Origin of the sequence: Gordonia sp. NPDC057258, assembly GCF_042668985.1 — a bacterium.
Classification (GTDB): Bacteria; Actinomycetota; Actinomycetes; order Mycobacteriales; family Mycobacteriaceae; genus Gordonia; species Gordonia hongkongensis.
Genome location: NZ_JBHUXZ010000057.1, coordinates 1 through 18822 on the forward strand (window position 1 = coordinate 1; position 18822 = coordinate 18822).

General features: G+C 66.4%; 15 protein-coding genes. 8 read left to right on the forward strand and 7 right to left on the reverse strand.

The window, feature by feature from the left end; all coding sequences use genetic code 11:
• Positions 1–124 precede the first annotated feature (124 nt).
• Entirely contained in the window at positions 125–3703 is a 3579-nt protein-coding gene (gene mfd / locus ACFUEJ_RS23475; protein ID WP_388032270.1) for a transcription-repair coupling factor, read from the reverse strand.
• A gap of 102 nt (positions 3704–3805) precedes the next feature.
• Here mfd and ACFUEJ_RS23480 point away from each other — a divergent pair, with 102 nt between their 5' ends.
• On the forward strand, positions 3806–4378 hold the full coding sequence (locus ACFUEJ_RS23480; RefSeq protein ID WP_065630919.1) for a GNAT family N-acetyltransferase: 573 nt from the start codon (positions 3806–3808) through the stop codon (positions 4376–4378).
• A 34-nt stretch (positions 4379–4412) separates the two neighbouring features.
• Here ACFUEJ_RS23480 and ACFUEJ_RS23485 read toward each other — a convergent pair whose 3' ends face one another.
• From ACFUEJ_RS23485 to ACFUEJ_RS23495, 3 genes are all read right to left on the reverse strand, one after another.
• On the reverse strand, positions 4413–5996 hold the full coding sequence (locus ACFUEJ_RS23485; RefSeq protein WP_078112130.1) for a cation:proton antiporter family protein: 1584 nt from the start codon (positions 5994–5996) through the stop codon (positions 4413–4415).
• A 169-nt stretch (positions 5997–6165) separates the two neighbouring features.
• Positions 6166–6867, reverse strand: coding sequence for a TetR/AcrR family transcriptional regulator (locus ACFUEJ_RS23490; RefSeq protein ID WP_068971913.1), 702 nt, complete (start codon positions 6865–6867; stop codon positions 6166–6168).
• Positions 6868–6923: 56 nt separating this feature from the next.
• Complete coding sequence (locus tag ACFUEJ_RS23495; protein ID WP_058250823.1) at positions 6924–7574, reverse strand: vitamin K epoxide reductase family protein; 651 nt, start codon at positions 7572–7574, stop codon at positions 6924–6926.
• A gap of 149 nt (positions 7575–7723) precedes the next feature.
• Here ACFUEJ_RS23495 and ACFUEJ_RS23500 point away from each other — a divergent pair, with 149 nt between their 5' ends.
• The 4 genes from ACFUEJ_RS23500 (at position 7724) to ACFUEJ_RS23515 (ending at position 11524) form a co-directional block, all read left to right on the forward strand.
• Complete coding sequence (locus ACFUEJ_RS23500; RefSeq protein ID WP_058250824.1) at positions 7724–8368, forward strand: ABC transporter permease; 645 nt, start codon at positions 7724–7726, stop codon at positions 8366–8368.
• Positions 8365–9699, forward strand: a complete 1335-nt coding sequence (locus ACFUEJ_RS23505) for an ATP-binding cassette domain-containing protein (RefSeq protein WP_137810734.1) — start codon at positions 8365–8367, stop codon at positions 9697–9699. Before ACFUEJ_RS23500 ends, ACFUEJ_RS23505 begins: the two co-directional genes overlap by 4 nt.
• A complete protein-coding gene (locus ACFUEJ_RS23510; RefSeq protein WP_058250826.1) occupies positions 9696–10514 on the forward strand; it encodes an ABC transporter permease in 819 nt (272 codons plus the stop codon). The genes ACFUEJ_RS23505 and ACFUEJ_RS23510 overlap by 4 nt, the downstream gene beginning before the upstream one ends.
• A 74-nt stretch (positions 10515–10588) precedes the next feature.
• Positions 10589–11524, forward strand: a complete 936-nt coding sequence (locus ACFUEJ_RS23515; RefSeq protein WP_078112134.1) for a glycine betaine ABC transporter substrate-binding protein — start codon at positions 10589–10591, stop codon at positions 11522–11524.
• 14 nt (positions 11525–11538) lie between these two features.
• Here ACFUEJ_RS23515 and ACFUEJ_RS23520 read toward each other — a convergent pair whose 3' ends face one another.
• The 3 genes from ACFUEJ_RS23520 to ACFUEJ_RS23530 all read right to left on the reverse strand — a co-directional run bounded on the left by ACFUEJ_RS23520 (position 11539) and on the right by ACFUEJ_RS23530 (position 13462).
• Complete coding sequence (locus ACFUEJ_RS23520; protein WP_311277983.1) at positions 11539–12048, reverse strand: pyridoxamine 5'-phosphate oxidase family protein; 510 nt, start codon at positions 12046–12048, stop codon at positions 11539–11541.
• A 75-nt stretch (positions 12049–12123) separates the two neighbouring features.
• The gene (locus ACFUEJ_RS23525) at positions 12124–12318 is read right to left on the reverse strand and encodes a hypothetical protein (RefSeq protein WP_068971918.1); all 195 of its coding nucleotides are present in this window, start codon (positions 12316–12318) and stop codon (positions 12124–12126) included.
• A gap of 1 nt (position 12319) precedes the next feature.
• Positions 12320–13462 carry an LLM class flavin-dependent oxidoreductase gene (locus ACFUEJ_RS23530; protein ID WP_388032275.1) on the reverse strand — a complete coding sequence of 381 codons (1143 nt, stop codon included), beginning with the start codon at positions 13460–13462 and terminating at the stop codon, positions 12320–12322.
• A gap of 187 nt (positions 13463–13649) precedes the next feature.
• Between ACFUEJ_RS23530 and ACFUEJ_RS23535 the strand changes: the two genes are divergently transcribed.
• From ACFUEJ_RS23535 to ACFUEJ_RS23545, 3 genes are all read left to right on the forward strand, one after another.
• Entirely contained in the window at positions 13650–14822 is a 1173-nt protein-coding gene (locus tag ACFUEJ_RS23535; protein WP_388032277.1) for an LLM class flavin-dependent oxidoreductase, read from the forward strand.
• Positions 14819–16159 (forward strand): NtaA/DmoA family FMN-dependent monooxygenase, encoded by a 1341-nt coding sequence (locus ACFUEJ_RS23540; protein ID WP_388032279.1) that lies wholly within the window; start codon positions 14819–14821, stop codon positions 16157–16159. Before ACFUEJ_RS23535 ends, ACFUEJ_RS23540 begins: the two co-directional genes overlap by 4 nt.
• A 2167-nt stretch (positions 16160–18326) precedes the next feature.
• Positions 18327–18779: a hypothetical protein gene (locus ACFUEJ_RS23545; RefSeq protein WP_388032281.1), complete on the forward strand. Its 453-nt coding sequence runs from the start codon at positions 18327–18329 to the stop codon at positions 18777–18779.
• The last annotated feature ends 43 nt before the right edge of the window (positions 18780–18822 follow it).

Genomic DNA, 18822 nt, shown 5'->3' on the forward strand with positions numbered 1-18822 from the left:
CCCTGAGGAGCGCCCGGAGCTTGCGGAGGGCGCGCTACCCCCGCTCCCTGAGGAGCGCCCGGAGCTTGCGGAGGGCGCGCTACCCCCGCTCCCTGAGGAGCGCCCGGAGCTTGCGGAGGGCGCGTCACGAAGGGTCCGGCCGGAGTTGGGTGAGGAAGGTCGTCAGATACTCGATCAGCTCGTCGTCGCGCAGGCGCGCCGACCCCACGCCTCCGGTGCGCGGGATGGGCAGCGTGACCACCGACGTCGTCGCCCGGTAGGTGGCCGACGAGTACAGGCGACGAAGACGCACCTGCTCGCTGTCGAGCAGCGACAGCGGTGAGATCTTCATTCCCTGTCCGGCGAGACCGATCTCGGTGATCCCCCGCTCCCGGCATCGCAAGCGCAGCCGGGCGATGGACGCCAGCCGCGTGGTCTCCACCGGCGGTGGGCCGTAGCGGTCGTTGAGTTCGACGAGGACCGAGTCGACCGCGGCGTCGTCGGTCGCCGACGCGAGCTTGCGGTACGCCTCGAGACGCAGGCGGTCGGAATCGACGTATTCGACCGGGATATGTGCATCGACGGGAAGGTCGATGCGCACCTCGCCCGTCTCCCGGGATTCGACGGGCTTCCCGTCCGCGGCGGCGCGGTAAGCCTCCACCGCCTCGCCGACCAGCCGGACGTAGAGATCGAAGCCGACTCCGGCCACGTGCCCGGACTGTTCGGCGCCCAGGACGTTTCCGGCGCCGCGCAACTCGAGATCTTTCAGCGCCACCGCCATTCCCGCGCCGAGCTCGTTGTTCTGCGCGATCGTCGCCAGCCGGTCGTAGGCGGTCTCGGTCAGCGGCCGGTCGGGGCTGTAGAGCAGGTACGCGTATCCACGCTCGCGGCTGCGACCGACGCGACCGCGCAGCTGATGAAGCTGCGAGAGGCCGAGGTTCTCGGCGCGGTCGACGATCAGGGTGTTGGCGTTCGAGATGTCCAGACCGGTCTCGATGATCGTCGTACAGACCAGCACGTCGTACTCACGGTTCCAGAAGCCCGACACCGTGCGCTCGAGTTGATCCTCGCCCATCTGCCCATGTGCGACAACGACTCTCGCCTCCGGGACCATCGCCGCGATGTCCTTGGCCATCTTGTCGATGGTCGACACCCGGTTGTGCACGTAGAAGACCTGGCCGTCACGCAACAGCTCGCGGCGGATGGCGGCGGCGACCTGCTTGGGCGCGTAGGCGCCGACGTAGGTCAGCACCGGGTGCCGTTCCTCGGGCGGGGTCAGGATCGTCGACATCTCGCGAATCCCGGCCATCGACATCTCCAGCGTGCGCGGGATCGGGGTGGCCGACATCGTCAGCACGTCGACATGGGTGCGCAGCGACTTGATGTGTTCCTTGTGTTCCACACCGAACCGCTGCTCCTCGTCGACGATCACGAGTCCGAGGTCTTTCCATACGATCCCGGTCTGCAACAGTCGGTGGGTACCGATGACGACGTCGACCTCGCCCTTCGACATCGCCTCGGCGATCTCGCGTGACTCCTTGGCATCGGTGAAACGCGACAGGCCGCGCACGCGCACCGGGAAGCCGCTCATCCGTTCGGTGAAGGTCTGCAGATGTTGTTGCGCGAGAATCGTCGTCGGGACCAGGACCGCGACCTGCTTGCCGTCCTGGACGGCCTTGAAGGCGGCACGGACGGCGATCTCGGTCTTGCCGTAACCGACGTCGCCGACGACGACGCGGTCCATCGGCACCGCACGTTCCATGTCGGCCTTGACCTCGGCGATGACCGTGAGCTGATCCACGGTCTCGGTGAAGTCGAAGGCGTCTTCCATCTCCTGCTGCCACGGGGTGTCGGGACCGAACGCATGTCCGGGCGCTGCGTGGCGGGCGGCATAGAGTTGTACGAGCTCGCCGGCGATCTCGCGAACAGCCTTGCGCGCCTTGCGTTTCGTGTTCTGCCAGTCCGACCCGCCGAGTTTCGACAGCGACGGTTGTTCGCCGCCGACGTACCGCGAGAGCTGGTCGAGTGCGTCCATCGGGACATACAACCGATCGGCCGGCTGGCCGCGTTTGCTCGAGGCGTACTCCAGGACGAGGTACTCGCGCCGGGCACCCGAGACGGTCCGCTCGATCATCTCGACGAACCGGCCGATGCCGTGCTGGTCGTGCACCACCAGGTCGCCGGCGGCCAGGGCGAGCGGGTCGACCTGGTTGCGCCGCTTCGCCGGCAGCCGGCGGCCGTCCCGGACGTTCGCGACCCGTGTACCGGTGAGGTCGGCCTCGGCGACCACCACGAGACCCGCGTGGGGACAGACGATCCCGGCACGCAGCGGCGCGCAGAAGACGGTCACCTCGCCGGGCTGCGGCCGATGCCCGGGTTCGGCGAGCACGTAGGGCACCTCGGCGTCGGACAGTCGTTCGCCGACACGCTGCGCGGTGCCCTTGCCCGCCACCACGATCGCCGCCGTCTTGCCGTCGGAGACGTGGGCGCGCAACTGCGCGAACGTCGCCGCGATCTCGCGGTCGTCGCCCCGCGGCGCCGGGCCGGGAGCCAGGTCCAGTTCGAGTTCGTCACCGCTACCGGTCGCGAGCGGACTCAGGGTCCACCAGGGCCGGCCCGCGGCGAGCGTCGCCTTCCGCACCTCGTCGAGAGACCGGTACGCGCTGGCCTGCAGATCGATGCCGAGGCTCTCCGACGACCGGCCGTCGATCGGCGCCGAGGCGCCCATGGCCGCCGCCGTCCACGACGCCTCGAGGAACTCCGCACCCGTCTTCGACAGATCCGAGGCCCGGGTCCGCACCTTCTCGGGGTCGAGGATGAGGACCCGTGTGCCGTCCGGGATCACCTCGGTCAGCAACTGCATGTCGCCGTCGACGAGCGCGGGGATCAGCGCCTCCATCCCCTCCACCGGCATGCCCTCGGCGAGTTTTCCCAACATCTCGGTCATGGTCGTGTCGCCCGGATCGGCGGCCGCGAGATCGGCGGCCCGCGCACGGACCTTCTCGGTCAGGAGCAGTTCACGGCACGGGTGAATCCGCACCTCGCTGGTCTCGACCTCGGGCTGGCTGCGCTGGTCGGCCACCGAGAATGCACGCATCTCGGTGATCTCGTCGCCCCAGAACTCCACGCGCACCGGATGATCGGCGGTCGTCGGAAAGACGTCGAGGATGCCGCCGCGTACCGCGAACTCGCCGCGTCGGCCGACCATGTCGACGCGCTCATAGGCCATCTCGACCAACTGGGACAGCAGTGCGTCGAAGTCGACCTCGATGCCCTCACGCAGGGTCACCGTGGCGACGTCGGCGAGGCCCGGTGCCATCGGCTGGACGAGCGAGCGAACAGTGGTCACGACGACCCGCAGCGGGGTGTCGCCGGGGTTCGCCAGGCGGTGCAGCACGGCCAGTCGCTGTCCGACGGTGTCCGCACTCGGGGAGAGCCGCTCGTGCGGCAGCGTCTCCCAGGACGGGAACTGTGCGACGGCCCCGGCGTCGTCGAGGAGTTCGCCCAGCTCGGCCGTCAGATCGTCGGCCTCGCGGCCGTTGGCCGACACGACCAACAGCGGCGCCTGCGCATCGGTGACCAGGCACGAGACGAGGAAGGGGCGCGCGGCATCCGGCGCGGTGATGTCCAGTCGGCGCTCGTCGCGGTGCTTGTGCACCTCGCGGAAGGACTTGTCCGCACACGCGAGTGTGGCCAGACCGGACAGGGCAGACAGCGTCGACACTCCGTCGATTGTATGGGTCGCCGATCGGCCCGCCCTGCCCGGTCGGCGGACTCGTCCCGACGAAGTTCTCGCCGTCGGCGCCCCTGCCCTACTCTCATCGGCATGAGCGACCGCACCTCCGGCGCGACCTCGCCCCTGATCCGCGTGTCCGACGCGACGATCGACGATTGCGAGGCCGTCGCGGACATCTACGCGCACTACGTGCAGCACACCGTCGCGACCTTCGACTACCTGGTTCCGTCGGTCTCGCAGTGGCATGCCAAGCACGCCGCGATCACCGCTGCGGGACGGCCGTTCGTGGTGGCCCGCGCGGTCGACGACGGGGTCGAGCGCGTCGTCGGATACGCCTACCTGGGGACGTTCCGGACGATGCCCGCGTACGACCTGTCGACCGAGGACTCGATCTACGTGCGGCCCGGTCACGGGGGGCGCGGGATCGGCACCGCGTTGATGTCCGCGCTGCTCGCCCGCGCCGACCCGGACAACGTCCGCCAGATCGTCGCGGTCATCGCCGCGACCGGGGGTGAGGGCTCGATCGCACTGCACCGGCGGTTCGGATTCGACGAGGTGGGTCGCCTGCGCGCCATCGGTCACAAGGCCGAGCAGTGGATCGACTGCGTCTACATGCAGAAGGACCTCTGGAGCGGCGACGACGCTTCCGGCGCGGGCAGCTGACCGGCCTGGCCACCAGGTCGGGGTGAACCGTCGCTCAGCGTTCCAGACCTGCGGCCTCGGCGGCCGCGTCGGCCAGTCCGACGCCGGTGCCCTCGTAGATGTGGAAAGCCACGTCGGCCCCTCGCTGGAGTAACTCGTCGCGTTCGTCGTCGTACTGCGCGACGACGGCGATGGTCCCGGTGACGCCGAGCTCCTCGATGCGTTCGAGAGCCACGAGATTCGAGCCGTGGAAGGGCATGGCCAGGACGAGCAGTTCGAGCTCGCCGACGCCGACGGCCCGGTCCCAGAAGTCGGTCTCGGTGGCGTCGGCGTCGAGTACCCGGACACCCTGCTGGGCCAGTTCGCTCGCCTTGAGCGGGTCGTTCTCCACGCCGATCACGGGCAGGCCGTATTCGTCGACCAGCCGGTCGTAGACCGAGTGGCCGACGCGACCCATCCCGAGGACGAGTACGCGCGCCGGCGCCAGCACGATCGGCGCGTCGTCGGGGTGCGCCCGGGCGGCGGCCGTGGTCGGGACGAACGCCGACAGCCGGGTCACCAGGCCCGTGCCGCGTCGATTGACGAGGGTGGAGAACACGAAGCTCCCCGCCACCGCGACCGACGTCACCACCAGCCAGTCCTCGCCGATGATGCCTGCCCCCACACCGGTCGCGATCACGATGAGCCCGAATTCCGAGAAGTTGGCCAAGGCGAGTCCGGTGAGGATCGACGTCCGGCGACGCAGGCCGAACAGCGACAGGACCAGCGTGTACACCGCTCCCTCGAGCGGCAGCAGGATGAGCAGGAGCAGGCCGAGCAGCACGGTCTCGGTCGTCGGTGTGACGTGCAGGCCGATCGACACGAAGAAACCGACCAACAGCAGCTCACGCAAACCGAACAACGTCCGCGACAACTCCCCCGCACGCGGGTGCGAAGCGAGGAGGACGCCGATGATCATCGCGCCGAAGTCGCCCTTGACACCCACGGATTCGAAGAACCAATAGCCGGGCACGAGCGCCATGACGATCCCGAACAACGTCTGCAACTCGCCGTGGCCGAGGGTGTTCCACAACCGCCGGACGATCCACGCGCCGGGGATCAGCAACACCAGGGCCAGCGCCCAGGGGCTCGGCGGCTCGCCCTGCATGGCGGTCAGATAGACGACGGCGACGATGTCCTGCAGCACGAGGACGCCGATGGCGATCCGGCCGTAGAGGGAATGCGACTCCGACCGCTCGTCGAGTACCTGGACGACGAACACCGTGCTCGAGAAGGACAGCGCAAATCCCAACAGCGCCACCGTCTCCCAGCCCTCACCGGCGAGCAGCCGCACCCCGATGGCACCCAGGACGCCGAGGAAACCCATTGTGAGACCGAGGATGACGAGCAGGTTCGCCGCCGTGGTGATGACGACCTCGCGCCGGAGCAGCATCCGCACGTCGAGCTTGAGCCCGATCGTGAACAGCAGGATCGTGACGCCCAGTTCGGCCATCGTGTCGATGATCGGCAGTTCGTCGATTCCCGGTGCGTGCAGGATGAACCCGGCTGCGAGGTAGCCGACGAGGGTCGGCAGGCGGGCCACACGTGCGAGGAACCCGCACGCGAAGATGACGACCAGGTAGATGCCGACGGTCTCCACGCGCGGCGCCTCAGCGGGATGTGATGGCCGGCCGGCCGGCGCCGTGCGGGGTCGACATCGGTTGATCCTTCCGGCCGGGGGACGCAGAGTGAATCAACAATAGACGCGGTTGGGGCACACTGCCGTGCACCTCGGGTCGGGTGTGGGCCGGGACGCGAGCGGCCCCCGGTCAGGCGTCGTCGACGGTGGTCCGCTTGCGCGATTCGACGTAGTCGGGCCCGACGAGTTCGGGATCGGGTTCGAGTCGGGTGAGCCCGTTCCAGCACAGGTTGACCAGGTGTGCCGCCACGACCTCCTTCGACGGTTCGCGGACGTCGAGCCACCACTGCGCCGTCACCGACACCATCCCGACGAGCGCCTGGGCGTAGAGCGGTGCGAGGGCGGGATCGAAGCCGCGTCGTTCGAAGTCCCCGGCCAGGATGTGCTCGACCTGACTGATCGCGTCGTTCAGGAGACTCGAGTAGGTCGCCGTCTCGTCCGTGCTCGCGGTGCTGTCGCCGCGGACCAGGATGCGGAAGCCGTCGGTGCGCTCCTCCATGTACGTCAGCAGCGCGAGTGCGACCTGCTGGATGCGATAGAGCGAGCGGTTCTTCGACAGCGACGAGGTCACCATCTCCAGCAGGGTCTCCATCTCACGGTCGACGACCACCGCGTACAGACCTTCTTTGCCGCCGAAGTGCTCGTAGACGATCGGTTTCGAGACACCGGCACGCTGCGCGATCTCTTCGATCGACGTGCCCTCGAAACCTCGTTCGGCGAACAGTCCGCGCGCCACCTCGATGAGCTGCAATCGCCGTTGCGCGCCGGTCATCCGCGCCCGCGGCGCGCGCTGCACCTCCGCCGAACCCTCCGATGGACGCCCGATAGCCATGGGCCCAGCGTAGTGGTGCATCTCGGGAGATTCCGAGCGGTCGCGCGAGGTCGGGTTCAGTACAGGCTGGACCAGTACGACCAGAATCGCACCGCGATCAGCACGATCACGAGGCCGACCGCCGCGACGAGGATGGGCGCGTGGTTGCGGGCCAGGGCGAGCGCGACACGGGACCGCGAGGTGAGCCCGCTCGCGTGCGCGTTGCGCACGCTGACCAGGACGAAGATCGGCAGTGTGACCGCCCAGACGACCATGCAGTAGGGACACAGCGCCCCGATCGAATAGAGGCTCGAATAGACCAGCCACCCGATGAAGACCATCGCCGCGGTGACCCCGACCTGTAGCCCCGCCCAGTACCAGCCGGCGAGGCGCGCCCCGGCCAGCAAGGCCATCCCGGTGGTGATCGCGACCGCGAAACCGGCGATCCCGAGCAGCGGGTTGGGGAAACCGAAGAGCGCCGCCTGCGGCTGCGCCATCACCGAACCGCAGCTCAGCACCGGATTGAAGTTGCAGGACGGCACGTACTCGGGGTCGGCGGCCAGTTCGAATCGTTCCACGGTCAGCACGAACGCCGCGACGAAGCCGATGGCCCCGCCGACACTCAGCACCCAGGCGACGATGCGCGTCCAGGAACGCACGGCCTCGGCCAGGTGGGCCCGATCGTCGTCGGGTCCGACCTCCGAGCTGGTCAGCGCAGTCTCACTCACCCATCCAGGATGGCACCGCGTCGAGCGGAGATCGACCCACGCCGCGTGAAAGTCACACTGGATCGGTCCAAATGTCGGCAGTCTCGTTCAACTCTGCGTAATGTCGACGCAGACACCGGGGGTGGGACACCGGGGATGGGACACCGACAGTGCAATTGTGGGATTACCTCAGCGAGAACGCCCGATCACTCACTTTTCTGACATATCAACACGCGTCTCTGTCATTTCAGACAGTGCTCGTGGGTACGGCCGTGGCGATCCTCATCGCCGCCGTGGTCTATCGCCTCCCGCTCGCCAGCGCGCTGACGCTGACGTCGAGCCGTGTGGCGCTGACCATTCCGTCGCTTGCCCTCCTGGCCCTGTTGATCGTGCCGTTCGGACTCGGTGTGACGCCGTCGTTTCTGATGCTGGCCTTCTTCGCCACGCTGCCGGTGATCGGCAACGCGGTCGTCGGTCTCCGGTCCGTGCCGCCGGCCGTGGTCGAATCCGCCCGCGGCATCGGGCTTTCGAGGTGGCGCATCCTGCTCACCGTCGAGTTGCCGATCGCCTGGCCGGTGATCCTGACCGGCATCCGCGTGTCGACCCAGATGATCGTCGGTGTCGCCGCGATCGTCGCCTACGTCCTCGGCCCCGGCCTGGGATCGCTGATCTTCAACGGGCTTTCCCGCCTCGGTGGTGCCAATGCACTCGAAATGGCGCTCGCCGGAACGATCCTGATCGTCATCATCGCCCTCGTCTTCGACGCTCTCCTGGTTCTGCTCGGCCGACTCACCATCTCCAAGGGACTCTCATGACCGACTCCGCCACCTCGTCCGCGCCGAACGGCAACAACCGCAACGTCACCGGCGAGTCCATCCGGCTCGACGGCGTGGCCAAACGTTACCGGGGAGCCACCACGCCGGCCGTCGCCCGTCTCGACCTGGAGATCGACGCCGGTGACATCGTCGCCTTCGTCGGCCCGTCCGGATGTGGCAAGACGACGACGCTGAAGATGATCAACCGCCTCATCGAACCCACCGAGGGTCGCATCTACATCGGTGGACGCGATGTCACCGCGGAGAACCCGGACAAGCTGCGGCAGTCCATCGGCTACGTCATCCAGTCCGGCGGACTCTTCCCGCACTGGTCGGTGAGCAAGAACATCGGCGCCATCCCGCGAATCCTCAACTGGGACAAGAAACGTATCGCCGAGCGCACCGAGTACCTGCTCGACCTCGTCGGACTCGACGCCGCGACCTTCGCCGACCGGCTCCCCAAGGACATGTCCGGCGGCCAGCAGCAGCGGGTCGGCGTCGCACGCGCCCTCGCCGCCGATCCCCCGGTGCTGCTGATGGACGAGCCGTTCGGCGCCGTCGATCCGATCACCCGGGCACGCCTGCAGGACAAGCTGATCGCGATCCAGCACGAGCTGGCCAAGACCATCGTCATCGTCACCCACGACTTCGAGGAGGCGACCAAACTCGGCGACAAGGTGCTGATCCTCTCCGAGGGCGGGCACATCGAGCAGTTCGCGCCGCCGGAGGAGATCCTGGCCAATCCGGCGAGCCCGTTCGTCGAGGAGTTCGTGGGATCGGGTGCGACTCTCGCCCACCTGACCCTCACCCGCGTCCGCGATGTCGACTTCAAAGAGGTGATCACCGCCCGCGTCGGAGAACCGTCCGGCGCCGTGGTGACCCGCGCGAAGGCGGCCGGCGAGGACTGGGTCGCCGTCGTCGACCAACACGGCCGCCCACGCGCATGGCCGTCGGTCGAGGAGATCCGCGCCAAGCCGGAGGTCTCCGACTACCTCGACCATCGCCTCCCGGTCGTGGCCAAGTCCTCGACCCTGAACGACGCTCTCGACTCGATGCTCGCGACGAGCCAGGGTGGTGTTCTCGTCACCGACGGACGCGGCGCGGTCGTCGGTGCGCTGAACATCGCCTCGGTGATGGAAGCGATCCGCGGTCAGCTCGCGACGGTGCGGGAGGACGACGACCACGGTGGCTATCTCGACCACGCCGAGGGTTCGGCTCCCGTCGAGACCCCGGTCGTCGCGGCCGACGACGAGCCCGGCCTGGAACCTGCCGCAGGCGCCGGTTCCGCGACAGCGCCGGTGGGCACGCCCGAGACGAGCGCCGAGCGGTGACGGGTTTCATCGCCGAAGAGGCGAGGATCACCGAGACCGCGAAACCGCCTGCCCCGGAGTCGGTCCCGAGCGGCTTTCGACGACGGCTCTCCCGTATCCCCATCGACGTGTGGTTCGAACCGCTCGTGATCGTGGTCGTCGGCGTGGGTTTCGCCATCTGGTACGCGAACACCACGTTCACCACCACCGAGAGCGCGTCGATGTCGTGGGCCGCGCTGCGCGCCACCATCCTCGATCACATCCAACTGACTCTCGTAGCCACCGTCATCGTCGTCGTGATCGCGATCCCACTGGGTATCGCGCTCACCCGACCGTCGCTCCGGTGGCTGAACCCGATCGCGGTGAACATCGCCAACATCGGGCAGGCGGCGCCGGCGATCGGTCTGCTGGTGCTGTTCACCTTCTGGCTCGGGACCGGGTTCAACACCGCCGTCGTCGGCTTGGTCGTGTACGCCGTGCTCCCGATCCTGCAGAACACCATCGTCGGATTGCGTCAGGTCGATCAACGGACTGTCGAGGCATCCCGGGGCATCGGCCTGTCCGCCGTCCGCACCCTCGTCCAGGTCGAACTACCGCTCGCCGTACCCGTCATCCTCAACGGGGTGCGGACCGCACTGGTGATCCTGGTCGGCACCGCCACCCTCAGCACGTTCATCGGCGCGAACAGCCTGGGCACGCTCATCACCACCGGCATCACGCTGTTCCTGCCCAAGCTGCTGGTCTCGGGCGCGATCCTGGTCGCCCTGCTCGCCATGACGATCGACTGGCTCGGCCGCCTCGTCGAACTCGTCGCGACACCTCGGGGGATCGCATGATGACACGGTCGCAGTCGGCCCGCTCGCTGCGCTCCCGGGCACTCGCAATCCTGGCCGCGTCGGCGGCCCTCGTGATGACGCTGTCGGCGTGTGGTCTGGTGAGTTCGTCCGGAACCTTCCGTCCCGCTTCCCTTCCCGGCGGCGAACGTCCGCTGGAGGGCACGTCGGTCGCCGTGACGTCGAAGAACTTCACCGAACAGGTCCTGCTCGGCAAGATCACCGCGACCTATCTGGCAGCGGCCGGGGCCGACGTCGACGACCTCACCAACGCACCGGGTTCGATGTCCTCGCGGCAAGCGGTTCTCAACGGTGACGCCGACATCGTGTGGGAGTACACGGGCACCGCCTGGCAGACCTATCTCGGTGAGACGGAGACCATCGCGGATCCGCAGCAGCTGTACGAGCGCGTCCGTGACGCCGAACGCGCCAATGGTGTCGAGTGGCTGCCGCCTTCGTCGTTCAACAACACCTACGCCTTCGCCGCCTCGGCGCCGACGGCCGAGCGGTTGAACGTCACCAAGATGTCGGATATCGCGAAGCTGCCCGAATCCGAGCGGACGTTCTGCATCAACGACGAGTTCCTCTCGCGCGCCGACGGTTTCATCCCCATGCTGGAGGCCTACGACATCCCGCTCGACGCCCCCGGCGGCGTGCCCAAGAGCAACGTGACGACCATGGACTCCGGCGTCGTCTACACCTCGACCGCACGGAGCGAACCCTGCAACTTCGGCATGGTCTACTCCACCGACGGTCGCATCAAGAACCTCGACCTCGTCGTCCTGGAAGACGACAAGAAGTTCTTCCTGCCCTACAGCGGCTGCCTCGTGGTGAGCACCGGCGTCAACGACGCGAACCCGGAGATCGCCGAACTCATGGCTCCGGTGTCGGCGAAACTCACCGACGAGCTCATGCAGGAACTCAACGGACTCATCGACATCGATGGTGCCGACCCCTCCGACGTCGCCTACGACTGGCTCGTGAAAGAAGGCTTTATCGTCCCGGTCGACTGACCGTCGACTCACAGTCAATGAGACTGGCTCGGTGCGTAGACCGTCATCCAATGCGGGTGCAGGCGAAAGTAGATGACCTCGACGTCCCAGTCGAACGCATCATCGCCGTAGATCTTCTTGAAGTGGGCCACCAACTCGGGCCAGTCATCGGCGCGGTCGCCGTCGAGCGGGTTGAGGATCTCGACCGTCCCGTGCGTGAACACCCCGAGTTCCTCGCCCTGGATGTGAGCAGCGCTGGCGGCCGGACGGGCGGCGAGGTGCCGAGCCTTCGCAGCTGTGCGCGCCGTGCCGAAGATCCACTTCCCGTGGAGGAAATGCCCGTCGACGGCGCTGATCCTCGGCTCGCCCGCCGCGGTCACGGTCGAGAGCGCGAGAACACGCATGCCGGTCAGGATGTCAACCAATTGCGGTGCGTCGACCGTGTTCTCGCTGCAGATGATGGACCGCAGATGATCTGTCGATCGGGACAGGGACGCGTCGAGAAGGGTCTGCAGTTCGTGTAGTTCATCCGGGGTCTCGTACATGGTAGGCGTCCTCGTGGCTGCTCGTCGGCGACGACCGTCGTCACCGGAGAACCTCATGGTGCCACCGGGACCCGGTTATGAGACCTTTCCGCGGCCGACCGTTCTTGCTGACTCCAACGGGAGACCCAGGGGCGGTGCCTCCGGATGCAGCGCCGCACACACGGCGAGAAGGTCCACGTCGACGCGACGCCGGATGCCGGTGAACAGGGCCCTCAACGACGACCGCACACCGGCGCGTCGTCCGAAACCCTCTGCCGCGTAGCCGGTCATCTCACTTCCCTCGCAATCCCCATGCGGCCGCCAGCAACTCATGCGACGCCAGCCGATGGTCGAAGTCGTGGGTGACGCTGGTGACGAGCAGCTCGTCGGCGCCGGTCACCCGCGCGAGTGTGCGCAGCCCGTCCACCACGGTGTCGGGGTCGCCGACGAACTGGGTGCGCACGCGATCGTCGACCAGCGGGAGCGCGTCATCGTCGAGCGGACGCGACGTGTCAGGGTTCGGGTACGGTTGCGCGCCGGCTCCGCTACGGATGCCGTACACCCAGTGTCCGTAGGTGGATGCACGGTGCCGTGCCGTCGATTCATCCGCGGCGACAACGACATCCGCGGAGACGACCACATACGGCTCGGCCAGGACCGGCGACGGCCGGAACGCACTTCGGTACGCCTCGACGGCCTCCAGGACCGTGCTCGGGCTGACGTGATAATTGGCGACGAACGGCAACCCGCGCGCACCTGCGGTCTGGGCACTCTGCCCCTTGCTGCTCCCGAAGATCCAGACCGCCACGTCAGCGCCCCGCCCCGGCACCGCGGTCAGTTCGACGTCGCGGTGACTGAACCCGCCCGTCAGGAGCGCCAGGACATCACCGACGGCGTCGTCGAAGTCCGGCGGCGACGCACCGTCGAACTGCGAGGCCTCGAACGCGGCGACGACCCGCGGTGCGTTCAGGATCGACTCGACAGGGAACGGCGACGGTATGAGCAGGCCGTCGACGACCTCGTCGGGCTGTCGGGGTGCGGGCTCGCGGGGTGCGGATCTCCGGTCGGCGGTCGCCAACTCGGTGCGACGCTGCGCGGAACGACCGAGACCCAGGTCCAGTCGGCCGGAGTGGAGCGCGTCGATGGTCCCGAAGGCCTCCACGATCGACACCGGGGTGTGCAGGCCGCTCTGGACCGCCGCAGATCCCACGCGGATGGACTCGGTCGCGCCGGCGACGAGTCCGATGAGCGTGGTCGTCGACGAGCTGGCCACTGCCACGAAGTGATGCTCGGCGAGCCAGAAGCGGTGATATCCCAGACGTTCGGCGTGCCGGGCCAAGGCAACGCTGCGACGCACCGCCGTCGCCGCGTCACTCCCCTCGGTGACCGGCGCGAGGTCGAGCACCGACAGCGGTATGGGTTCATGTCCCGTCATACCGCTCCCCGAACGTCTCGAGTCCTGTGCCGAACACACCTCATCCTGATCACCGAAGCGGCATCGGCGGTACATCGGAAGGGTTAGGCCCACGCCGATCCGATGACCGGGCCCTGGAATCCCGTGTCATGCCGCCACTGTTCGAGACGGAGACACACATCGACGACACGACTCGAGGGGAGACTCGATGACCGAACACGTACGCGTCGCCGTGGCGCTGGACGGTTGCGGGTCGCATCCGGGTGCGTGGCGTGCGCCCGGGGCCCGGGCAAACGCGGTCACGACAGCGGCGCACTGGCAGCAACTGGTCGGCGAGGCCGAAGCCGGGCTCCTGGACTTCGTCACCCTCGCGGATACCTTCGCCCTGCATCGCGGGCATCCCCGCACCGACCGGGCGACGGGAGGACTCGACTCGGTACTACTCGCCTCCCGTCTCGCTCCCACGACCCGTTCGATCGGGCTGATCCCGACGGCGACCGCCACCCACACCGAGCCGTTCCACGTCTCCAAGGCGATCGCGACCCTCGACTATGTGAGTCAGGGTCGCGCCGGGGTCCTGCTGCGCACGACCGCGGACCCGGACGAGGCCGCGCTGTTCGGCCGACGACGATTTCCCGACGATCCGGCGGTGCTCGCCGATCTCGCGTCCGAGGCCCTCGACTTCGCGACCGTGCTCGGTCTGCTCTGGGATTCGTGGGAGGACGACGCCGAGATCCGCGACGTCGCAACCGGTCGCTTCGTCGACCGGGACAAGCTGCACCACATCGACTTCGCCGGGGATCATTTCTCGGTGCGCGGCCCCGCCATCACGCCGCGCCCGCCGCAGGGCCGGCCGGTCATCGCCGCGACCGGCGCCCACCCCACCGATCTGCGGCTGATCGGTCGGGGCGCCGACCTCGGGTTCATCAGCCCGCGCGACGTCGACGACACCGTGCGCGCGGTGGACGCCGTGGGCAGCGCACACTCCGACGCCGGTCGTGAGAGCACCGATCCAGCACTCCTGTTCGTCGACCTGTTCGTCGTGCTCGCCGCATCGGAGGCGGAGGCCGACGAGCGTCGGGCGCAGCTCGACGACTGGGCCGGTGGACCGTTCACGCCCGACAGTGCGCTCTTCGCCGGCACCCCGGTCGGGCTCGCGGACGAGATCGAGCGCTGGGCCGCGGTGGCAGGGATCAGCGGAATACGACTGCACCCGGCCGCCTTGCCCGAGGACCTGCGCGCGATCACCCGAGAGCTCGTACCGGAACTCCGGCGCCGCAACCTGTTCCGCGCTGAGTACAGCCATTCGACGCTGCGCGGGCACCTCGGCCTGGCGCGCCCGTCCAATCGTTTCGCCACTGGAAAGGCCGGTGTCGCATGACCAAACAGGTCCATCTCGCCGCCCACTTCCCCGGGGTCAACAACACCACGGTGTGGAGCGACCCGGCGTCGGGCAGCCAGATCGAGTTCGACTCGTTCGTCCACCTCGCGCAGACCGCCGAGCGCGGGAAGTTCGACTTCTTCTTCCTCGCCGAAGGACTGCGGCTCCGCGAGCAGAACGGGCTGATCTACGACCTCGACGTGGTCGGTCGACCGGACACCTTCACCGTACTGTCCGCGTTGGCCGCGGTCACCACCCACCTCGGCCTGACCGGCACCATCAACTCGACCTTCAACGAACCCGTCGACGTCGCACGGCAATTCGCCACCCTCGATCATCTGTCCGCCGGACGCGCGGCCTGGAACGTGGTGACCTCGTGGGACGAGTTCACCGGCGAGAACTTTCGTCGTGGCGGTTATCTGCCCGAGGACCAGCGGTACGCGCGCGCCAAGGAATTCCTCGCCGCCGCCGCGACGCTCTGGGACTCATGGCGCGACGATGACGTCGTCGCCGATGCCGAGAACGGCCGATTCCTGGCACGCCTCGAGGCGGGTGAATTCGACGTCACCAGTTCGCAATTCGACATCCGCGGACATTTTCCGACGCCTCGTCCGCCACAGGGGCGGCCGGTCATCTTCCAGGCCGGGGACTCCGACGAGGGCCGAGAGTTCGCGGCCGCGACCGCCGACGCCATCTTCTCCCGGCACGCCACCTACGACGCCGGCCGGGCGTTCTACACCGACGTCAAACGACGACTCGCCACGTACGGCCGACGCCCCGACCAACTCCTCGTGCTGCCCGCCGCCACCTTCGTCGTCGGCGACACCGACGCGCAGGCAGCCGAACTCGCCCACGAGGTGCGCCTGCAACAGGTCAGCGGGCAGACGGCGATCAAGTTCTTGGAACAGCTGTGGAATCGGGATCTGTCCGATCACGACCCCGACGGCCCGCTGCCGCAGGTGGATCCGATACCGGGAGAGAACACGGTCGCGAAGGGACGCGCGAGCGTGCGCATGCACCGTGACCCGGTCGCCGTGGCACGCGAATGGCGCGACCTCGCCGAGGCGAAGAACCTGACGACGCGTGAACTCATCATCGAGGTCACCGGGCGCCAGTCGTTCGTCGGCTCCCCACAGACGATCGCGCACACGATCAACGATTTCGTGCAGGCCGACGTCGCCGACGGTTTCATCCTGGTGCCCCACATCGTGCCCGGCGGACTCGACCGGTTCGTCGACGAGGTGGTGCCGGTGCTGCAGGAGCTGGGCGTGTATCGCACCGACTACGAGGGCACCACGCTCCGGGACAATCTGGGGCTGGCGCGCCCGGCGGGATGACCCATGAGCTCCGGCACCAGGACTCGAATCTGGCTGCTTTAGAGAACCCGTACTTCGGTCGTCTTTGCGGCCCGAATTTCGCATATGGTCCGTTGAAAGAGATTCTCGCTGATGGACTGACCCGAGCAAGCACCCAGGAGTTAGCAAACTAGGTCGTCCACGATATCGACACGATATCGACACGAATCGACATTGTCGCGCAGGGCGCAGCACAGATGACCAGAGCGAAGAGTCGGCGTGCAAACGTAGGCGACGTACCCTCGGTTGCATCCGCAGGCCCAGCTCGGCCGGCTGCGGTTTCCGCCTCGCACATGCACATCCACGAAGCCTGACGCGCTCCAACGCACCGAAACCTTCATACACACGGATGGTTCACCGGCCCCGTCTGACAAGCTCGACCGCCTCTGTGCCCGCCGCTGACCATCACCGAATCTGGAACTCGACGAGGACGTCAGTACCGCACCGGTCGCCTTCACAACACACAGGCGCCCAATCGGCCCCGGCTGAAGTATATGCCGCCACCACCGCATCCGACGTTCAGGTCGCTGGCTGAGTGATGGAAAGCCGTCTGAGCAGGGCTATCGACTCGGTATCCCAGCCCCTCCTATAAGCGTTGTAGTGAAGAGGCAACGAATTACGACGCCGGTCCGCACACCAGTCGCACGTTCGAATCGGTTACAGACACGTCACCTATTCGCCACTCTGGGGTAAACGACCGGCTTGATTCCAGCAGGACTGATACGATCTGCCCTGCGGTTGGGGGAGCCGACCTCAGAAAAGAATCGACATGCGGCCTCAGAACACGATGCCTAGAAGGCAACCCAGAGGGACTGACCACCATCTCTGTGCGATGCGAGGTCTAGGCGGAAACGCCGCCCACTGTCGGAAGAAACAGCTCCGACGGCGCGCTGGGACCATCCGCGGGGCAGCAGAGCTGATTCGTTCGCTGCACTAAACGCGCATACGCCAGGGAACGTGGAGCACCAATCTCGGAGTGAGGTATCAGCGCGATGACAACTGGCAACCATAATCACAACCGATTTGCGCTGTGGATAATAGCCGGCGCGTGCACCTTAATAACCGTCGTGACGATTGCGAGTTTCGTCATTTGGCTAGTTAGTTGGATTCAGGCGAAAGAGCAATTTGATGACCTTTTAGGCGGGATCGACTCCGCTACTAACTCCAGTACGCGATCCAGTGAGAAACGTGGGGGCGCAGGAGCGACAAACAACAATGAAGCAATCACAGAACTCGAGCCGAACGGGATCTGGGAGGGAACTTGGGAAAAGTCGCGACAACATGCTGATGCGTCTCCAAATGTGCGACCACCCCTAGTGAAACTGCACCTCAACACCGCAGTGCCAGACGACCTCGCTAGCACAGCCAACAGCAGCATTTCCTTTACGGAACCAGCTAGTGGCCAGATTCAGATATGCGTCATGAAAGCGGTCAACGGAACTTGGAAGACGCTCAGCAATAACCGAATTGAGATAGATGTACAGGGCCCATCCCCTTGTGCGTCTGGAGTGTCTACATACGAGATCACATTCGAAGGCAACACCGCAGTGGGACGCCTTGTCGCCGGAACGCAGGAACAGGGTTCAAACGTTGGAATCACGTTTACAGCCATACGGCATGATTATAAGCACCTGAGTGAAAGTTCAGTGCTTAACCTTGACGAATTTATTGGGACATGGAGCGGCAGGGTGGTTCAGCGTTACCCCGATGGGCGATTAACAACTTATGATGTTGTGCTGTATCTTCACTGGATTGGAGAGAGCTCCATATGGGGAGTTTCTAGCTACTCGGACCTATCATGTTCTGGAACGCTACATAGTGCACGTATATCGGGTACACAATTGATCGTTACAGAAACGATTACCTCCGGTCGCCCACGTTGCTTTGATGGAGATCTGCGGTTAGAGCGAAGCGGCGGGAACCTGGGCTACTCGTTCGATACCGAAGGGAATACCGGTAGTGCCGAGCTGGTGAAGCAATGATCACGAACTCGTCAACCGAGCCAGCCAAGGGGCCGGGTGAGCGTCCGCGAGAAATCATCATGCCTTTGCCTGCGACCTCCTCCTCGTGTCAGCCGACACCGACACCCAGCACAACAACGAGGAGGGGCTGTCGTTCCAAGTCCGAACCAGTGATGTTCCGAATACGGATGGCATCGCGCTTCCTCGTTGCGATCGGGGCAATTCTGCTCTCAGCCTGCAGTGTCGGGGGTGCCGCAATACCAGAGCAGTCGCAACAACACGCAGCGCTCACCTACATCACCGACGATATGGTCGTTCCCAAGACGGCCTTTCCGAGCGGCACTGGCGGCGAGTTCAGATTTACACCCGTCGAGGCGAGGTCGGCCTCCGAGGATGAGACTGATGTTTGCTCGATCCACAACACCCAGGAGGCTGGCGCTCGGATCACAGGAGGCGAACCCACCTACATAATAGAGATCTTCGCGGTCACAGAAAGGGTAGACCTCAAAACACTTTTCGGCAGTTGCGTTGCGGCGGATGACGAGGAGATTGACTTCAATGTGTCAGGTGCCTCTGTAGACGCGGTGCCTGGCAGGTCCCCGATAGCCGGTCCAGGCAGTTCTAGAGCCAGTTTCTTCTAGCTGTCGGTCAGTCGATCTCGCAGCCCACAGGGTGGTGCTGGTG